General features: G+C 40.6%; 16 protein-coding genes and 1 pseudogene. 4 read left to right on the forward strand and 13 right to left on the reverse strand.

Going from position 1 to position 17556, the window contains the following annotated elements; genetic code table 11:
- Nucleotides 1–5: 5 nt before the first annotated feature.
- From NSQ34_RS08970 to NSQ34_RS08990, 5 genes and pseudogenes are all read right to left on the reverse strand, one after another.
- A complete protein-coding gene (locus NSQ34_RS08970) occupies nucleotides 6–1268 on the reverse strand; it encodes a PTS ascorbate transporter subunit IIC (protein WP_101677124.1) in 1263 nt (420 codons plus the stop codon).
- Nucleotides 1269–1293: 25 nt separating this feature from the next.
- Nucleotides 1294–1560 (reverse strand): PTS sugar transporter subunit IIB, encoded by a 267-nt coding sequence (locus NSQ34_RS08975; RefSeq protein WP_024425192.1) that lies wholly within the window; start codon nucleotides 1558–1560, stop codon nucleotides 1294–1296.
- A 15-nt stretch (nucleotides 1561–1575) separates the two neighbouring features.
- On the reverse strand, nucleotides 1576–3648 hold the full coding sequence (locus tag NSQ34_RS08980) for a BglG family transcription antiterminator (protein ID WP_120206938.1): 2073 nt from the start codon (nucleotides 3646–3648) through the stop codon (nucleotides 1576–1578).
- A 269-nt stretch (nucleotides 3649–3917) separates the two neighbouring features.
- Nucleotides 3918–4358, reverse strand: coding sequence for a rhs-associated protein (locus tag NSQ34_RS08985; protein WP_101677122.1), 441 nt, complete (start codon nucleotides 4356–4358; stop codon nucleotides 3918–3920).
- Nucleotides 4359–4447: 89 nt separating this feature from the next.
- Nucleotides 4448–5410 (reverse strand): annotated as a pseudogene (locus tag NSQ34_RS08990) (HTH domain-containing protein).
- 108 nt (nucleotides 5411–5518) lie between these two features.
- Between NSQ34_RS08990 and NSQ34_RS08995 the strand changes: the two are divergent.
- Both NSQ34_RS08995 and NSQ34_RS09000 read left to right on the forward strand, forming a co-directional pair.
- Nucleotides 5519–5998, forward strand: a complete 480-nt coding sequence (locus NSQ34_RS08995; protein ID WP_101677120.1) for a GyrI-like domain-containing protein — start codon at nucleotides 5519–5521, stop codon at nucleotides 5996–5998.
- Between the two features lie 21 nt (nucleotides 5999–6019).
- Nucleotides 6020–6484, forward strand: a complete 465-nt coding sequence (locus NSQ34_RS09000; protein WP_081124465.1) for a phage tail protein — start codon at nucleotides 6020–6022, stop codon at nucleotides 6482–6484.
- Nucleotides 6485–6908: 424 nt separating this feature from the next.
- Here NSQ34_RS09000 and NSQ34_RS09005 read toward each other — a convergent pair whose 3' ends face one another.
- From NSQ34_RS09005 to NSQ34_RS09015, 3 genes are all read right to left on the reverse strand, one after another.
- Nucleotides 6909–7190, reverse strand: coding sequence for a hypothetical protein (locus NSQ34_RS09005; RefSeq protein WP_101677119.1), 282 nt, complete (start codon nucleotides 7188–7190; stop codon nucleotides 6909–6911).
- Between the two features lie 5 nt (nucleotides 7191–7195).
- Nucleotides 7196–8926, reverse strand: coding sequence for a T7SS effector LXG polymorphic toxin (locus NSQ34_RS09010; protein ID WP_342501084.1), 1731 nt, complete (start codon nucleotides 8924–8926; stop codon nucleotides 7196–7198).
- A gap of 317 nt (nucleotides 8927–9243) precedes the next feature.
- Complete coding sequence (locus NSQ34_RS09015; RefSeq protein WP_051627375.1) at nucleotides 9244–9663, reverse strand: MarR family transcriptional regulator; 420 nt, start codon at nucleotides 9661–9663, stop codon at nucleotides 9244–9246.
- Between the two features lie 170 nt (nucleotides 9664–9833).
- On the opposite strand from NSQ34_RS09015, the gene NSQ34_RS09020 reads away from it, so the two are divergent.
- A complete protein-coding gene (locus tag NSQ34_RS09020) occupies nucleotides 9834–11354 on the forward strand; it encodes an MDR family MFS transporter (RefSeq protein WP_041117607.1) in 1521 nt (506 codons plus the stop codon).
- A gap of 38 nt (nucleotides 11355–11392) precedes the next feature.
- Here NSQ34_RS09020 and NSQ34_RS09025 read toward each other — a convergent pair whose 3' ends face one another.
- From NSQ34_RS09025 to NSQ34_RS09045, 5 genes are all read right to left on the reverse strand, one after another.
- On the reverse strand, nucleotides 11393–12262 hold the full coding sequence (locus tag NSQ34_RS09025) for a class II fructose-bisphosphate aldolase (protein ID WP_065214439.1): 870 nt from the start codon (nucleotides 12260–12262) through the stop codon (nucleotides 11393–11395).
- A 2-nt stretch (nucleotides 12263–12264) separates the two neighbouring features.
- The gene (locus NSQ34_RS09030; RefSeq protein ID WP_024427781.1) at nucleotides 12265–12723 is read right to left on the reverse strand and encodes a fructose PTS transporter subunit IIA; all 459 of its coding nucleotides are present in this window, start codon (nucleotides 12721–12723) and stop codon (nucleotides 12265–12267) included.
- Between the two features lie 15 nt (nucleotides 12724–12738).
- Nucleotides 12739–14154, reverse strand: coding sequence for a PTS fructose transporter subunit IIBC (locus NSQ34_RS09035; RefSeq protein WP_034283995.1), 1416 nt, complete (start codon nucleotides 14152–14154; stop codon nucleotides 12739–12741).
- 13 nt (nucleotides 14155–14167) lie between these two features.
- Nucleotides 14168–15082: a 1-phosphofructokinase gene (gene pfkB / locus NSQ34_RS09040; protein ID WP_070325906.1), complete on the reverse strand. Its 915-nt coding sequence runs from the start codon at nucleotides 15080–15082 to the stop codon at nucleotides 14168–14170.
- Nucleotides 15083–15212: 130 nt separating this feature from the next.
- Nucleotides 15213–15989 (reverse strand): MurR/RpiR family transcriptional regulator, encoded by a 777-nt coding sequence (locus tag NSQ34_RS09045; RefSeq protein ID WP_034284000.1) that lies wholly within the window; start codon nucleotides 15987–15989, stop codon nucleotides 15213–15215.
- A 159-nt stretch (nucleotides 15990–16148) separates the two neighbouring features.
- Between NSQ34_RS09045 and NSQ34_RS09050 the strand changes: the two genes are divergently transcribed.
- The gene (locus NSQ34_RS09050; RefSeq protein ID WP_101676634.1) at nucleotides 16149–17555 is read left to right on the forward strand and encodes a phospholipase D family protein; all 1407 of its coding nucleotides are present in this window, start codon (nucleotides 16149–16151) and stop codon (nucleotides 17553–17555) included.
- Nucleotide 17556: the final 1 nt, after the last annotated feature.

The following is a 17556-nucleotide window of genomic DNA, read 5'->3' on the forward strand; positions in this document are numbered from 1 at the left end:
CCTTTTTACAGTTGAAATAAAAACTTGATCAATCCAATCAAGATTCCGATGATACCAAAGTCTGTATCTCCAAACGTTGTCCCTTCAAAGCCAAGGGTTCCTAACACAGGTAATAAACAAGCAGGTAAAAAGGAAAGAAGCAATCCATTTACAAAGGCCCCAGCGACAGCCCCTCTAACCCCTCCTGTTGCATTGCCATACACGCCTGCTGTAGCACCGCAAAAAAAGTGCGGGACAAGACCAGGGACAATGACAGTTAAACCAAACAAAGGTAAAAGAAAAATGGATACGATGCCTCCTGCAAAGCTGCATAAAAAACCGATAATGACCGCATTTGGCGCAAATGGAAAAACGGTTGGCGCATCAAGTGCCGGCTTTGCCCCCTTCACGAATCGATCGGCAATCCCTTTAAATGCAGGCACGATCTCGCCAATGGCCATCCGTACCCCTGCTAAAATAATGTACACACCAGCAGCAAACGTAATCGCCTGAATGAGAATGAAGACAGCGAAGTTCGTGCCCCCGCTAATTTGTTCTATATAAGGAATTCCTGCAAACGGTGCAATTGCAAAGAACAGTAAAGCCATCGTAATCGAAATGGCAACAGATGTATCTCTTAGAAAACCGAGTGATTTAGGCACTTGAATGGTTTCCGTTGATTTTTCAGGAGAACCAACCCATTTGCCGATCATTCCCGCAGTAAAATACCCGAAAGTACTGAAGTGTCCGAGCGCGAGATCATTGCTTCCGGTGACTTTCCTCGTAAACGGCTGAAGGATTGCGGGTGCAATGACCATAGCTGCACCTAATATCATTGAGCCAGTAGAGATGAGCAGCCATCCGTGCAGGCCGGCTGTCGAGAGAACGACGGCGAGCATAGCCGCCATATACAACGTGTGGTGACCAGTCAAAAAGATGTATTTAAAGGGTGTGAATCTTGCAAGTAACAAATTGACCAGCATACCAAAAATCATGATAAGTGCTGTCTGTGTACCGAATTCCTTTTGAGCAATGGCGGCCATAGCATCTGTATTTGGGACAACCCCTTGAATGTGAAAGGCTGCTTCAAACATCTTTCGAAAAACCCCGAGTGAATCAGAGACGACTGTAGCGCCCGCCCCTAATATTAAGAAACCCATGGTTGTTTTCAAGGTGCCTGACACAGTGTCTGCAGCTGATTTTTTCTGTAAAAGTAAACCGGCTAGTGCAAACAAACCGATGAGAATGGCAGGTGTGCCCAATATATCGTTCATGATCAGTTCTATCATGATGTGAATCCCCCTTTTTCATGACTTAAATATGTTGACGAAGGACGTCTTTAATGGCTTCCTGGTCTAACAAATTGTTTAAGCCAGCCACATTTCTTGTGCCGTCATTCAGCTGGTCAATAATATCAGCTGCTCCGATATAAAGGTCTGCTTGTTCATTTTTACTTGTACTGAGATCGGTATGATCCACTTCAGCTTTAAGACCTAATTCTTCTAATGCTTTTTTGACATTCATTTCTACAATAAAGCTGCTTCCTAACCCGTTTCCACATACAACAAGAATTTTTTTCATTTTCTTTTTCCTCCTTTATACTTGTGAAAATTGATCAATTAGTTTTTGAACCGATGCTAAATCTTCTGCTTCAATCAATTGTTTCGTCTGTTTCTCTTCACTTAACAGCATGGTCAGCTGTTTGAGTGCTTTCAGGTGGCTCATGCTGTCAATAGCCGCTAGCACTATGACGAGCCGCACCTGTTTTTTTCCATCCTTTGAAAACGAAATGGGCTGTTTGAATGACATGAGTGTCATGCTCAATTTGTTCACGCCGTCCTCGGGCCTTGCATGTGGAATGGCCACTTGTGGTGCAATGACAATATAAGGACCATTTTGATGAACAGACTGTATCATGGCTTCTACATAACTTGGTTTAATAGCATGTTGATCAAGTAAAGGCTGCGCCGCTTTTGTAATCGCCTCTTGCCATGTGTCTGCTGTTTGGTGGAGCTTGATGGTTTGTTCTGTTAATAAATCATTTAACACTGGATTCCACCCTTTCTGATAGGATACATATGTGGGATAAAGCAGCTCCTGAATATCATGAAGCAGTGCTTGTTTATTTTGTACGATGGTATGCTGCTGAATGATGTTAAATAAAGCGTTTACATGCCCCTCTTCAATCTTCGTTTCTGAGCCTTTCCCGTATTGAAGTAATGTTTTTTTCTCATAGGCAGTTAAAATAGGATGAACGAGATGAACTGGTTTTCCTTTAAACGAAATAGGTGTTGTGGACACAACGAAATCTGCATCAACGGCTGTTAATTCTTCATATGCACGCTTTGATAACAGTCCGCGTACTTCAATGTAGCCGATTAATTCGAGAAGCTGAGTTTTCAGCATGTTACTTGTGCCGATTCCTTCTCCGCAGACAATGTATACAGAACGCCTGACAATGGATGAAATTCCTTCTCTTCTCATCCAGCTGCCAAAATGCATGGCGAGATATGCAATTTCATGGTCACTCAACTTTGAACAGACCGCCTTTTCTAAATGACAAGCAACTTTTTGAGTGATTTCAAACACTTCTGGCTGTGCCTTTTTTATAGAATCCGTCAATTCATTGATGATACCAATGTGATAGATGAGCCTGTAATAAGCTGGAATTAAATGCATTGTTAAGTTTTGCTCCAATGCTTTTGGTTCTTGAAAGGTAATACAAGCATATCTCTGAAAGTCAAATATCATTTGTCTGGCGATCGTGCGAATGAGATGTTCTTCTGGTTTTTTAATTGATGGAAGTTTTTGTTTTTTGGCACTGAGCCATAAGGTGCTAAGAAAATAGATCTCATCATCATGAACAATGAGACTGGCCTCTTTTTGAATCTGCGCCATGAAACGAATAGCAGCCAAGCATTCCTCTGTTTCCTGCAATGTTCGCTTTTCTTCGTTTGAAATGTGTACAGCATGCCCCAGCTTCATCCGCTTGAAGTAGAAAAAGAGATCCAAAGAGAGCTGTTCCAGCATCTCATCTGCAAATTCAAGCTTAAGTTCTTGTTCTGACTGCTGGAGGAGATGGTGTACCCGTTTGGATGAAATAGGTCCCTTTAACCAAAACGACGGAAACGTTTTTTCGTTTTTTATCATGGTGCGAATGAAATGTATATAAGGTTTGAGTGCCAATCGAATGGCCCTTTCGTCTCCTGAAATGACATAGCCGCTTGCTGCCTGATAGCGGAGTGTGATCTCCTGCTTTAAAAGCGCTTCTTTTAGCTGTTTCATATCCTCGAGCAATGTATTTCGGCTCACCTTTGTCATCTTCATAAAATCATCAATTCTTAGGCAATGCTGGCTGCATGCAATGGATAAAAGCAAAATGGCCCTTCGTTCCTTTACACATGGTTCATAATCGTGACCAATAAGAATGGTATCAGCTTTTTGAATAATGACTTCTTTTTCATGAGGGTTTAAATAATAGCCAAGTTGGCCTTTTCGCTGCACACCACTAAGCTGATGAGTTTCCAGCCAGCTGTTCATTCGTTTGATTTCAGCGTAAACGGTTCGAGTCGAGACATTCATTCGATTCTGTAAATCTTCTATTGATAGATAAGATGTCGTATGAAGCAGCATAGATAGTAACGTCGTGCCCCTTTTGGTTAAGTACAGTTGGAATTCCTCCCTTCTTCCCTTTGGTTATAAGTCTAATCAACTCACATGCATCAAAGAAGCCCAAATGTCTTCAGCACGTGCTGTGCAGCGATTGTGTGCTCTTTTCATTAAGAAAAACACACTATAAGGCTTGTATACAAAGAGTCCTTTGTCTTTTTTACGTGTTTAAGGAGCAATAAAAGCAAAAAACCTTGATTGGTATAAAGCCATTCAAGGTTTTTTCACTTCTTATCATCTTTTATTTTTCCTATACGTGACGATCAAAATTATTTGTTGTTTAAACTAAATCCGAAATCCAAATAGTTTTCAAATGAAAGACAGATACACCAATCCCCTTCTAATGATATAAAGTAGTGATGCTGTGGGATATCTAAAAAATAGACTAGTAACTCTTTTAAATGTTTTAATTCAAACTGGTACCCAAACTCTGTAAGGTTATCCCCTATGTAAATTACTTGTAAGTCATTAGCTAAATATTTTTCTTTTAATTCAGTTATAAATAGAAGAGCATCAGAAAGTAACGATTCATTATTTGAGCTCTTACTATGGTGTTTATTGGTTTGTAACCAATTTATTTTTGAACCAGCAAAAACAAATTTTTGTTCTATTAAATCTAAATAAATTTCTGGATTTTCATGTACTTTGACATATTTAAGTAGGTCTTTTAATTCCAAATCCTTTATTAGATCTTCATCATAAGAATTCAATAAAATGAACCCCTTTATCTAAATGTATTTATTTAACTACCTTCTTGTCAAAATTCATAGGAATCGCTGTGAGGTCTAACCAGCATTGATTATGGACAATATAGGAGGAGTCTCTCTTGTAAACCTTCCAAGATTTCTACAGGCATTTCCCTGACCTTGATATCATCGCCTAGGAAAAATAGCCAATTTGTTATTTCGGTTATTTCTTCTGAATGATTAACATCGATAAAAGTCTTTAAAATGGCTGTAGTTTGGTAAGGATTCGTATAAGAAATTGACATTTTGAAAGGATGGTATTTTTTGAACTGTGCAATTGCCTTTGGACCAAGTTCAAGGACAAGGTTAATTACTTATTCCTGTTTACTTAGTTTTTCTAAAATCTTTTTCCTGCTTAATCGAATATTTGTAGAGCATGGTTCTACATCTGTGAGATGGTCGACAGGCAAAATCCGTTTCTTCTCCTCCTTTAAATCAAAGCCTTCGATCAGCCACAGGCTTTTTTCACGATAAAGATTCAAGAGGTAAATAGGATAGGACTTTATCACGTTCTCCTCTCTTATGGTAATCAGTAAATATCGATCCAAAATAAGCAGTTGGATTAATTTTTCTAACATGGGATGAGGGAGATCTGCCAAATCAAGCAGATCAGGATTATTCGGATTAGTCCCTTCAAATAGCAAGAGGCGATTTAACAGAACAAGGTCATCTTGCTGGGTTTCTGAGATGAGTCCTAGTAATTTTTCAGCTAAAGACTGACGACTCTTTAAATAAGGGAGTTGTTGGTTTCTTGTGGCCATAAAGGCAATAAAAAGAGCTTTAATCTCATTATCGGTAAAACGAACAGTTGGCAGAACGGAATTGTTCATCACAAAATACCCCCCGTCCCTTCCGACTTCTGCGACAAGCGGCATCCCCATAGCTTCAATTTCTCTGATGTCTCTAATTGCTGTCGAACGAGAGATATTAAATTCTCTCATGATTTCAGAAATTGTAAAGTTGGCGCGGTTGTTTATATACCGCATGATGGTATTAATCCGTTCAACTTTTTTCATCTGATCCCCCTAAACAGTATCATTTTTTGACATGATTTAAGCCTATTATATATTTATCAAGTGAAAAGAAAAAACATTTGATCAATTTTTCAAAAGGAAGTGTTGAATATGGCAGATTATATACTAGAACAAAAAGACAGCTTTCACGTGTTAGGTATTGGAACTGAACTTAAGAGTCATTACACAGACTATGCGGGCATAACGAAGGAAAAAGCAGACTTTTGGCAAGCAGTCACACAAGAAGGTAAGCTTGACACCTTAAAAGCCATTGCCTCAAATGACTATATTTTTATCGTAAACGAAGCGGTAAATAACAAGCTGATGCATTATGTCGGGGTCATGACAGAGAAATCGTTACCAGAAGCGGACAGAGTGATTCAATTTCCTAAAGGGGAATATCTAATCGTTAAAGGGGAAGCTAAAACCGCTGATGAATTGCATCAAACGCTTACTGGCACTGCATTTGGTCAAGTCTTGCCTGAAGCAAAGAATTTCGCCTATGTTGGTGGACCAAATGCAGTGGTAGAGATGGGGCAGCGAAACGGCTTATTACTTGGTGAGATGTGGATTCCTGTTGTACGAAAATAAGAAGGATATGGAGGGATAGAAATGGCCTATATCGTTGATTTTAAAAATGTGTCTACGATTGGTTTAGAGTCTTCACCTGTAGCAGACGCACTTGCTGGCTTACGAGCGAATGAGGCTCGTTACTTTATGAACAAATATAAGCATGAATTTACAGTATTACCTGCCAGCGAAAGTCAGGAGACCCTTGATTATGTGAACCGAGTGTTAAAAGAAGAACGTGAACTAGAGTTTGCAGCCAAACCTTTAGAAACGGCAAGTTTTCAAGTAGAAAATATCAAATGGACCTACGTCTTTTATGAAGATGGTCTTGCAATTAACGTCCTGTATACAGTCGATGACCCAAAAAAACGTGCTGTTGGTTTTAAGCTTTCTGAAGGGATGGAAGTACCAAAGGAATTAGAAGGGAAATTTAAATTTGCTAGGCAGAAGTCTAAACTAGCTGGAACGATTCGTGGGTCATTTTTTAAAATTAAAGGGGAATATTGAACTCGAATTTGTGAATCTGATGAAACAAATAAATTAAAATTATTTCCCCCTTCTAAACAGAGCAGCATTCTCTATGCATTATTAGAGGATGTTTTTCTGTTTATTGTACCAACTTCATTTTCTTATGAAGAAGTTCGCCGTTAAAATGGCTTGGCTATTGCACTGTTTAACATCTATACTTTTTTCAGACCTATATTCAAAGAAAATGATGTGAAGTATCCCTCATTCAAAAAAACACTCACCATAAAAGCTGTGAGTGCCTAGTTTTGCTTGTCTCTATCATACGATGACCCACACAGGAAAAAAGATCCCCATTCTCCTTTTGGTCGGTTTTTTCTCGGATAGGAGTCCAGAGTCCAATAAACACCAAAAACCTTGAAGCATTAGCCCATCAAGGTTTTATATAATCTATAAATTCTGTAAATCATCTCCACCGCCAGCTAATTTCCCTATCAGGATAAACTGCAGGTATATATATCCCCCTTCTTTTATTTTCATCATCAATAATGTACCAATTGTTATCCTCTAACCATTCTTCATTAAAATTTGTTTCTACAAAATCATTTTCTTCATCAACAAGTGCTGCGAAAAAATCATTAAATTTGTCTATATTATTTGAAGGGATAATCTCACCATTAACCCACATACCATCAACATTAATATCGCGTATATCTCCTAAAAACTCGTTTAGAAAGTATAATTTCACAATTCTCACTCCTTAGGTGAAACCTTAATATATTGGCTTGGAACTTCCCTTTTAATCAAATACTCATTATCCCTTTTAGTCCAATTAATCGCTCTTTTCTTCCAAAAATCAGAACAAGTAACATCTCTTTCAATCAACTTTTGAATTTGTTTTGGAGAAAGTATAACAACACCTTTTAGCTTTCCAGACTGTATATCTTTCCTTAAAGCTGATATGTTTAGTTCAATTGCATTTTCTCCATAATTTCCAATAACATTTTTGTTATTTGTAAAACTAGTATAAGGGCTATTAGATTTAGCTCCTTTTCTATAACCTCCAAGTATATGCTCTGTAACAGTCACTTCTCGTCCTTTATATAAACCTTCTTTACTAGCTGGTACTAAATCACCTGAACTTGATATATGAGGTTTACCAATTCCATTTGGTCTAGTTGGAGAGTGTAGTAAACTATCCCCTCTATATAAATTACTTTTGTTGGTTAAAGAAGCATCATCTATACCCCTAATCCCCATCTTCCCATGAAACCCTTTCACCCCAAACGGCAAAAGCATTCCAAGCGCCGCGTTCATACTCGCTTCCTGCTGTTCTTTCGAGATCTTATTTCCAAACATGTCTCGGCCTGTGATCGCTTCGCTGAAACCGTTGGTGGCGGTGAGACCATATAAGCCTTTTTGCGATGTTTTCAGGGCGTCAAAGGATTTTTGTGATGTCTTGTAAATGTCGACTGCCCTGACCGCGGCTGATGTGGCTTGGGTGGTTTTATAGACAGCTTTTCCGCCTTTGAAAATGCGGCCTGCCCAGCCGACGATTGGGATGTAGCCGGCCGCTGCCATGCCGCCTGCCGCGACTCGCTGTCCTGCGGTGAGTTCCTCGCCTGTGATTGGATCAACGCCCGTTGCGGCACGTTTTGCATCGTTCACGCCGGTCAGTTCATTCACGATGTTTCCACCATAATCGAGGGCTTTTTCATACCAAGGGCGGTTGGCGAGGGCTTCTTGTTCCTTCGCAATCTTTCGGGCTTCTTCTTGTTCTTTTTTGATTTTCAGATATTCAGAAGTTTGCTTCTCAATATCGCTTTTTGCCTTGTAGATGTCGCTATTTTGATACGCTTTCTTATCAAAATTCATAGGTGAAATCGCTTTTCCGTCATTTGTCGCATTCATCATTTCAGCATACAATGCCATTGTAGCTTGTTGCTCCGTCTCTGACAAAGCATATTCATCTTTTAAATTTTGATCAAGTTCTCTTAGTTCTTTGACCGTCTTTTTTCGTTCATCTTCCGCATCTTCTATTTTTTCATCAAAGGTTTGGCTATCAAATACCTCTAGGGAAATGAGGTCATCAATGTCTTGAAAAATGGTTTTGAGTGCCTTTTTTTGATCCTTCACAATGCTTTTGGCATTCTTGATACCCATATGTACCGCATTGTCTAAAAAGTGTTCTTCTACAAAGGTATCGCCGCCAAAGTTTGTATCATCCAGTGTTCCAGAAACACCTTCATGAAAGGCTTTTTGCTTATCAATGAAGCTGATAAACATGTCTACATTTCCAGCGAGCTCTTTATAAAAGCTTTTAATGTTATCGGCACCTTTCCCAGTAAAATCATCACCGAGATTGGCCACACCTTGTAATGCCTTTTTTAAATCCACCATTTGTTCGCGGAGTTCCTGGTAGTGTTTTGCCCTTGTGTCCATGGCACTGGTTAGTGCTTTTGCATCAAGTATCTTCCCCAGCAGAATTCACTCCTTCCTATTCATTGACAAGGTCAATTTTACCAATAAAAATTTTGTCATTAAATAGGAATATTGATACAAAAAACAGTACTTATTATGTAAATGAACAATGTTTCAATAGAATACTTTAGCTCCACTTTTGTCAGTAATAATTATGATGCGATATTTAGAACATCTTTTAAATAAATATTTTTTTAAGCTACTTCATTATAAAATTGTTATAGAGCACTTCCATGGTAAGGAAGATGTCACTAGTCGAGGCAATCCCTACATGAATTAGGAATGCACTTAGAAAAAGCACACCCGCATCAGTGTACTTTTTACGATTTAGACTTCAGCAATTGCAGCTCTTGCTCCATGATATCTGCTGCTTCAGTTATAAATTGAATAATTAAATCTAATTCTTCTGCTTTGTATTCGTTTGTAAGCTGTTTAGTTGATGCTGATAAGGATTGGAAAAGTTCTTTCACTTGTGATTTTCCTGCTGTTAGTGGGACAATGATGACTCTTCGTTTGTCCTTTGGGTCTTTTTCTCTTTTGGCGTAGCCCGCTTTGACAAGGCGGTCAATAAGAGCTGTGACCGCACCTGAGCTAAGACCTGTTTTTTCACTTAATTCTCCTGCTGTGAGAGGACCGAGTTCGTTTAATAAATCGGCGGATTTGAGATCTGTTGGAAAAAGGCCGAGCGATTGAGCGGCCGCTTGGTGGAACAAGACGGTTCGTGTGGCGAGGCGCCTCATTGTATGGATGATCTGGGCTGCTCTGTCTTCAGCCTCGTTCTTTATTGACAACTTGTTCTCCTCCCTTTAAAATCAATTTATCTTGATCATCAAGATAAATGTTCTCTTACTTTATGGTTAAGTTGATCATAGCAAAAATAATGAGAGAACGTAAGCAGGAGGTAAATGAAATGAATCATGTGGATAAAGGCAAGGCATCCACTCGCTTTGTTGTCATCGGTTTGCTGTTAGGGATTTTTATGGCAGCGATGGACAATACCATTGTTGCAACAGCAATGGGAAGCATCGTAGCAGATTTAGGCAGTTTTGATAAATTTGCTTGGGTGACGGCTTCTTATATGGTGGCAGTGATGGCGGGAATGCCGATTTACGGAAAGCTTTCTGATATGTATGGTCGAAAGCGTTTTTTTCTGTTTGGACTTATTTTCTTTTTAATTGGATCAGCGCTGTGCGGTATCGCGCAAACGATGGATCAGCTCATTATTTACCGAGCCATTCAAGGGCTTGGGGGCGGTGCACTTCTTCCGATCGCATTTACGATTATCTTTGACATCTTCCCGCCTGAAAAGCGCGGAAAAATGTCTGGTATGTTTGGAGCAGTCTTTGGTTTATCAAGTGTACTCGGACCGCTTTTAGGTGCTATTATTACGGATTCGATCGGCTGGCATTGGGTTTTCTATATTAATGTGCCAATTGGTATTGTCAGTGTCTTCTTGATCGCCAGATACTATCAGGAATCGCTTGAACATCGTAAGCAGAAAATCGACTGGTCAGGTGCTATTACACTTGTCGTTGCGGTTGTCAGCTTAATGTTCGCGCTTGAGCTTGGCGGTAAATCTTATGCTTGGGATTCGGTGCAAATCCTCACACTTTTTGCTGTGTTTCTTGTGTTCGGTACGATCTTCTTTATTGTCGAGCGTAAAGCTGAGGAACCGATTATCTCATTTTGGATGTTTAAAAATCGATTATTTGCAACATCTCAAATTTTGGCGTTTTTATATGGCGGGACATTTATTATTCTTGCTGTCTTTATTCCTATTTTCGTGCAGGCTGTGTACGGTGAATCTGCGACAAGTGCAGGGTTCATTTTAACACCGATGATGATTGGATCAGTCATTGGCAGTATGATTGGCGGAACGATGCAGACGAAAGTGCCTTTCAGACGTCTTATGACTATTTCTGTCATTTCATTTTTCGCTGGGATGCTGCTGCTTGCCAATATGTCACCAGATACAGCAAGACTGTGGCTCACACTCTTTATGATGATATCAGGCTTTGGCGTCGGGTTCAGCTTCTCCCTTCTGCCGTCAGCTTCAATGAATGATCTTGAGCCGCGCTACCGAGGCAGTGCAAACTCGACCAATTCATTTATGAGATCACTTGGAATGACGCTCGGTGTAACGATTTTCGGGACGATTCAAACCAATGTGCTGACAAATCGTTTAGCTGATGCCTTTAGCGGAATGAAAGGAGCTCCTTCTCAAGTAGGCGATCCACAGGCTATTTTCCAAGAAGGTGCCCGCTCACAAATTCCGCCTGATATTTTAAATAAAGTCATCGATGCGATGTCACAAAGTATTACGTACGTATTTTTGCTTGCATTATTCCCGATTGCACTTGCGGCGATTACGGTCGTATTTATGGGAAATGCACGGGTACGCACATCTAATGAAATGAAGGAAAACGAATAAAGGGAAAAAGCAGAGCGATAGCGGCTCTGCTTTTTTTCTTATTGATATAACGGATGGGCTTTGCCCTCACTGCCAACGATTCGTATTTTCGATTGGACCATGTCTTTTGCTGCTTGTTTTGCTTTTTGTAAATACATACGCGGATCTAAACTTTCAGGTTCGTTTGAGAAATGATCACGTATCGCCTCGGAATATGCATTTTTCAGTTCAGTTGAGACATTCACCTTTGCCATACCAAGTGCAACGCATCGCTTGACATCCTCATCTGGTACAGCGGAACCACCGTGCAGGACAAGTGGTACATCGACCAGCGCTGCAATTTGTTCAATGCGGGCAAAGTCAATATCCGGCACCCCTTTATAAATGCCATGGGCAGTACCAATCGCAGGCGCTAAAGTAGGCACCCCAGTTTCTTCTACAAATTGGCGGCATTCTGATGGAACGGCTTTTTCAGCATCCTTTTCGTCGACGACGATATCATCTTCTACGCCGCCTACCTTGCCTAGCTCTGCTTCGACATTTACACCGACTTTTAAGGCAAGATCTACGACTTCTTTTGTGCGGCGTACATTTTCTTCATATGAGTGCATAGATGCATCGATCATAACGGATGTATATCCAGCCCTGATACAGGTGAGAATCACATCAAAGTCTGTGCAGTGATCCAGGTGAAGACCGATTGGGATTTGATATTGATCAGCCGCCGCCTTCACTGTATCTGCAATCGCTTTTGCTCCAAGAGATTGAACCGTTCCAACCGTTGTTTGCAAAATCACAGGTGACTTTAATTCTGCAGCAGTTTCGAGCACCCAATAGATACTGTCAAAGGAGTGTACATTGAATGCCACAATTCCGTATTTTTCTTTTTTCGCAGCCTCAAGCATTGGTGTTGTTGAAAGTAAAGGCATGATCAAACATCCTCTCTAGTTAAAATATCCGTTTCTAATACAGCAAGCATGTCTTCATTTGTTCTTGTTTCCAGCAGTTTTTGACGTTTCGTTTCATCCATTAAGCCTCGTGAAAGGGCTGAAAGAGCTTTTAAATGAGTCGTCCCTGCCTCACTTTTAGGGATCAGTAAGGATAAGAAGAAAAAGCAAGGCTTCCCATCAAAAGCGTCCCATTCAATTCCTGTTTCCGTGCGGACGATCACAAGTGCTGGTTTCGTGATGGCTTCTGTTTGTGTATGCGGAATGGCAAATCCATCTTGAAATCCGGTTGTACTAAGTGCTTCCCTTTCCGCTAAGCCTTTTTTGACATCCTCTGGTGAGGTGCAAATACCTGCTTTATAGGCAATGTCTGCAATGGCTGCGAACACGCCAGCCTGTGAAGAAGCTGTTTCGTGAAGATTCATATAGATATGTTCCATCATTTCTCTTCCTCCCTTTTAAACTGCTGGTTTGTCTATTTTTTTACGGTAAAGTCCGTAGAGAATCGCACCTACGAGTGATCCGATTAGTATGGAAAGCACCCATTGGAATGCACCTGTGACAACTGGGAGGACAAGGAACCCGCCATGCGGAGCTGGAACCTGTACGCCAAAGAGATACGTCAATATAGCAGAGATAGCCGAGCCAAACATGATAATTGGCAGGACAACAACCGGGTTTTTGGCCGCAAATGGGATGGCTCCTTCTGTAATATGTGTCGCTCCTAGAATATAGTTGATTGCCCCTGCATTTCGTTCTTGTGGCGTGAAATGTTTTCGGAAAATCGTTGTAGCAATCGCAATGATAAGCGGTGGTGTGATACATGCTGCTGACACACCTGCCATGAAGTAAAGGTTACCTTCTGCAAGTAAAGCCGTTCCTGTGACATAGGCTGCTTTGTTAAAAGGTCCTCCCATATCAAATCCACACATCGCTCCAACAATTAAGCCTAAAAGCAGAGGGTTTGTGGATTGTACAGATGAGAGAAAATCCATTAAGGAATTATTTAGCCCTGTGATTGGAACTAACAGCGGGGTCATGACAGCCCCGATTAAGAAAATACCGATGACAGGATAGATGAAGATCGATTTTAATCCATCAAGTGATGCTGGTAATTTTTGAAGCAAGAATTGAAGCAATAAAATGATATATCCTGCTGCAAAACCTGCGATAATACCGCCTAAGAAACCAGCACCTCCATCATTTGCAAGGAGACCCCCTATAAATCCAACGACCATCCCTGGGCGTCTTGCGATCGAATCAGCAATAAATGCTGCTAAAATTGGCACCATTAAGCTGAAGCCAAGTCCGCCAATGCTTTTCAAATAGGCAGCAAACGGATGATACGTTTCGTGCTTAGGATCAGCAGAGTAGATACCAAATAAGAAAGAAAGGGCAATTAAGACCCCGCCTCCAACGACAAATGGCAGCATGTGTGATACACCATTCATTAAGTGCTTATAGATGGTGTGTATCCATTTATTTGCCGACTTTTGTTGAGAGGATGAAGGAGCAGATGGTTTTTCTGTTCCAGAAGCTCTTCCTTTCACTTGATGAACGGGAGCATCTCCATTTATAATGCTCTGGATCAGCTCAGCCGGCGTGCGAATGCCTTTGGCTACAGGCACTTCAATGAGTGGTTTGCCGTGAAAACGATCTGTATTTACATCTTTGTCAGCTGCCACAATGACCCCATCTGCTTCCATAATGTCTTGATCAGTTAAAGCGTTTTCAATTCCTACTTGACCATGCGTTTCGACTTTAATGTCGACCCCTAGCTGCTCAGCAGCGATTTTTAATGCTTCAGCTGCCATGAATGTGTGTGCAATGCCTGTTGGACAGCCGGTTGCAGCGACAATTTTTTTACGGCTCATGTGTTATTCCCCCTTAGATCTTCTGAATGTGTACTTGCTCAATCAATGAATCAATATCATGTAAATCACTTAAGCCTTTTGAAAACGCAGTGGATGCTCCCGTTGCAATCCCGTAGCGTAAGCACTCTTCAGGTAAGTGTCCTTCAAGATGTTTACTAAGAAAAGCTGCGAGCATCGCATCTCCAGAACAAGCTGTGTTTACGACAGTGCCTGTTGGTGCATTTCCTTTAAACACTGCGTCCTTCGTAATGAATAAAGCCCCTTCCTCGCCTCGGGAAATAAGCACTTGCTCTGCACCCATCTCAATGAGCTTTTCTCCTGATTGAATGAGTTCTTTTTCTGACAAAGGATGTGTTTTGCCGAAAAAAGCAGCAATTTCTTCTTCATTCGGTTTTAGTAAATACGGCTTGTATTGAAGCGTCTCAAGAACTGCTGCTGAGCTTGTGTCTAAAATGAACTTGACCTTCTGTTGATGGCAGATAGCTGCTACTTCTGAAAAAATGCTGGCAGGAACGCCTTTTGGCAGACTGCCTGACATGATGAGGATGCCTCCCTGCGGGATAGCCGCAATTTTCTCACGAAAGGCGTGAAGCGCTTTTTCTTCAATTGCAGGGCCCTGATTCACGAGCTTGTATTCTTCTGTCGTATTGATAAAAACATTAATTCGTGTGATTCCTTCAACCGAGATAAAATCGGTCTGAATGGAGAGATCCTTTAAAGATTGTTCAATATAAGAGCCTGAAAACCCAGCGATAAATCCTAATGCAGTGCTGGTGAAGCCATATTTCTTTAGCATAATTGACACGTTCACGCCTTTTCCATTCGGCTGATAATCTTCATCTTCCGTCCGGTTGACTGCATTTGCCCGCATTTCTTTTAATGCAATATATAGGTCAATAGCAGGATTTAAGGTGCAGGTATAAATCAATTGGTTTCACCTTCTTTCTTTTCTCTAAAGAAAGTATCTCATACGATTCAGTGAAAATGTTTTCAGAATGTGTAAAGGTTTTCATGAGAAAAAGCCTTCCAGATCAAAGTCTCGAAGGTTTTCTTATTGGTTATTTCATCCGGATCACATAAGCATCAAGTAAAATGCGGGCAATGACATGAAGAGACAGGCGGGACCTGACTTCATAATCTGGGAAGAAAGATTGTTCCCCTTTATATCCGACTAGTGTCATATCTGATATTTTGCTTAATGTAGAATCTATTCTTGTCGTAAGCGTAATAGTTGTGACTTGCTTCATGCTGAGGTTTTGACACGCTTCAACAAGCTCAGCTGTTTCGCCATTTAATGAAACAAAGATGGCAAGCTCACTTTTATCAATGTCTCGCGATTTCAGCCGAATGATATTCGGATCGTCGTGTACTTCACATGTTTTCCCGATGAGCTGTAATTTGATGGTCATCTCTTTGGCGATCATCTCTGAGAAGCCCCTGCCGAAAATATAAATTTTGTCTGCATTATGTATTTTTTGAACGGCATCTTCAATTTGTCCAATACTTTGCAGCTGTATCGTTTTTAAAACCTCTTCTTCATTTTTCCGAATTGCTAGTTTGATGTCTTCATCAATATTTTTGAGCTGGTCGCTTGCATCTGTCATTTTCTTTTCTTGTTTCAATCGATATTTAAAGGATGTATAGCCGTTATAGCCAATTTTTTTCATCAGTCTGACAATCGTGGCCGTTGATACATTGGCTCTTTCGCTTAAAGTGACAATGGATAAGGTGGAGATATCCTCTAAATGCTGGTGAATATAATTGAGTAAATATCGTTCTGTTTCACTTAACGTTTGATAAACATCACTTGGGATGTTAAATAATGATTCATTCAATTCGATTCCCCCTTATTCATTTCATACTATAATTAAATGCCCAATAAAAACAAGATGATTCTTTTGTCATGTATTTAGATAAAAGGCGAAAATGAGTGGAATTTTATTTTTGACATAAACTAAGGAAAAGTTGTGTCTATGTGAAAGGAGCTGATCCGTATGCTTCATCTTTTGTTTTTTCTGATCCTTCTCTATGTCGTTTATGTCTTTTTGACCGCATTTGTTTTGTTTTATTTACCGATCCAAAAAACATGCAAAGAACATTGTATCTATAAAGCCTCTTCGATCTCAGGAGACGATCAGGGCACAAATCAAGTGATGCTTCTTGACGATGGATTTGAGTCTGGTCAGGCCAGAATCCAAATGATTCGTGAGGCAAAGAGGATGATCCGCCTAAGTTATTATTCCATTCAAAAGGGAAAAACAGCCGAATGGGTACTAGGTGCTTTAATTGAAGCTGCTGATCGAGGGGTGAAAGTTCAGCTACTTTTAGACGGCATCTGCCACAGTTTGCGTGGACCGCTGAAGCATTTACGATATGCCGTGGCAAATCACCCGAACATGGCCATTCGTTTTTATGAGCCCTTTCGGTTATTTAAGCCATGGACGTGGCATAACCGCCTTCATGATAAGCTGCTGCTGGCAGATGGCCGAGTGGCTGTGATGGGCGGAAGAAATATCGGTGATAAATACTTTGCAGATCAGCCCCCGAAAGATTTTGCATTTGACCGCGATGTGCTGCTTTATAACGACAAAAAAGGAAAAGTATTAGATGAAATGGAGCAATACTTCGTTTATTTATGGAATCATGACTTTACGAAAAGAACAAAAGCTGTGTTCTCCAAACAAAAAGCAAAGAAAGGCTTAAAACTAAGAAAGAAACTGCTTAGATCCTATCAGGAGGCCGTGCATGCGAAAGAACCTTTTGTGATGTCGTCCTTTAATTGGGCAGCAGATGGCACCTCAGTAAAGCAGATTGCATTTTTTACAAATCCTGTGGAGCGCTTCAATAAGCGTCCTCTTGTGCTCAAAAAACTAAACGATCTAGCCCACCGGGCAAAGCGTTCTGTGCTCATACAGACGCCTTATGTCATCCCGACACGACCCATGAAAGACGGCCTCACTCCCTTAGCCAGCGGGATTCAAACGACAGTTGTTACGAATTCTCTTACAGCGACGCCAAATCCGTTAGCTTTTGCAGGTTACTTAAGCACGAAAAAGGAACTGATGAAAACAGGCATTCATTTGTACGAATATGAAGGCCCGTATTCCATTCATGCGAAATCAATGGTCATTGATGATTATTTAAGTATTATTGGCACATATAATTTAGATGCGAGGTCTAGTTTTTTAAATACAGAGTCAATTTTGGTCATTGATAGTGCCCCTTTTGCGCTATCACTTACTCAGGCAATAGAACGTAAAATTGCCTATAGTATACTTGTCGCGAAGGACAAAACAGCCTATAAAGCGCAGTCCTATGGGCAGAAAAAAAAGCCTTTGATGAAAAGGCTCCTTTTAAATGGTTTATCCGCGATCACCGTTCTATGGCGGCGGTTGATTTAAA

It is taken from the genome of Bacillus sp. FSL P2-0069 (assembly GCF_038593315.1).
GTDB lineage: Bacteria > Bacillota > Bacilli > Bacillales > Bacillaceae > Bacillus > Bacillus safensis.

Excerpts from the sequence above, each read along its gene's own strand:
- NSQ34_RS08970 (WP_101677124.1), bottom strand. The coding sequence starts at position 1,268 with ATGATAGAACTGATCATGAACGATATATTGGGCACACCTGCCATTCTC.
- NSQ34_RS08975 (WP_024425192.1), bottom strand. The coding sequence starts at position 1,560 with ATGAAAAAAATTCTTGTTGTATGTGGAAACGGGTTAGGAAGCAGCTTT.
- NSQ34_RS08995 (WP_101677120.1), top strand. The coding sequence starts at position 5,519 with ATGGCAGATTATATACTAGAACAAAAAGACAGCTTTCACGTGTTAGGT.
- NSQ34_RS09000 (WP_081124465.1), top strand. The coding sequence starts at position 6,020 with ATGGCCTATATCGTTGATTTTAAAAATGTGTCTACGATTGGTTTAGAG.
- NSQ34_RS09015 (WP_051627375.1), bottom strand. The coding sequence starts at position 9,663 with ATGAGGCGCCTCGCCACACGAACCGTCTTGTTCCACCAAGCGGCCGCT.
- NSQ34_RS09020 (WP_041117607.1), top strand. The coding sequence starts at position 9,834 with ATGAATCATGTGGATAAAGGCAAGGCATCCACTCGCTTTGTTGTCATC.
- NSQ34_RS09025 (WP_065214439.1), bottom strand. The coding sequence starts at position 12,262 with ATGCCTTTACTTTCAACAACACCAATGCTTGAGGCTGCGAAAAAAGAA.
- NSQ34_RS09030 (WP_024427781.1), bottom strand. The coding sequence starts at position 12,723 with ATGATGGAACATATCTATATGAATCTTCACGAAACAGCTTCTTCACAG.
- NSQ34_RS09035 (WP_034283995.1), bottom strand. The coding sequence starts at position 14,154 with ATGAGCCGTAAAAAAATTGTCGCTGCAACCGGCTGTCCAACAGGCATT.
- NSQ34_RS09050 (WP_101676634.1), top strand. The coding sequence starts at position 16,149 with ATGCTTCATCTTTTGTTTTTTCTGATCCTTCTCTATGTCGTTTATGTC.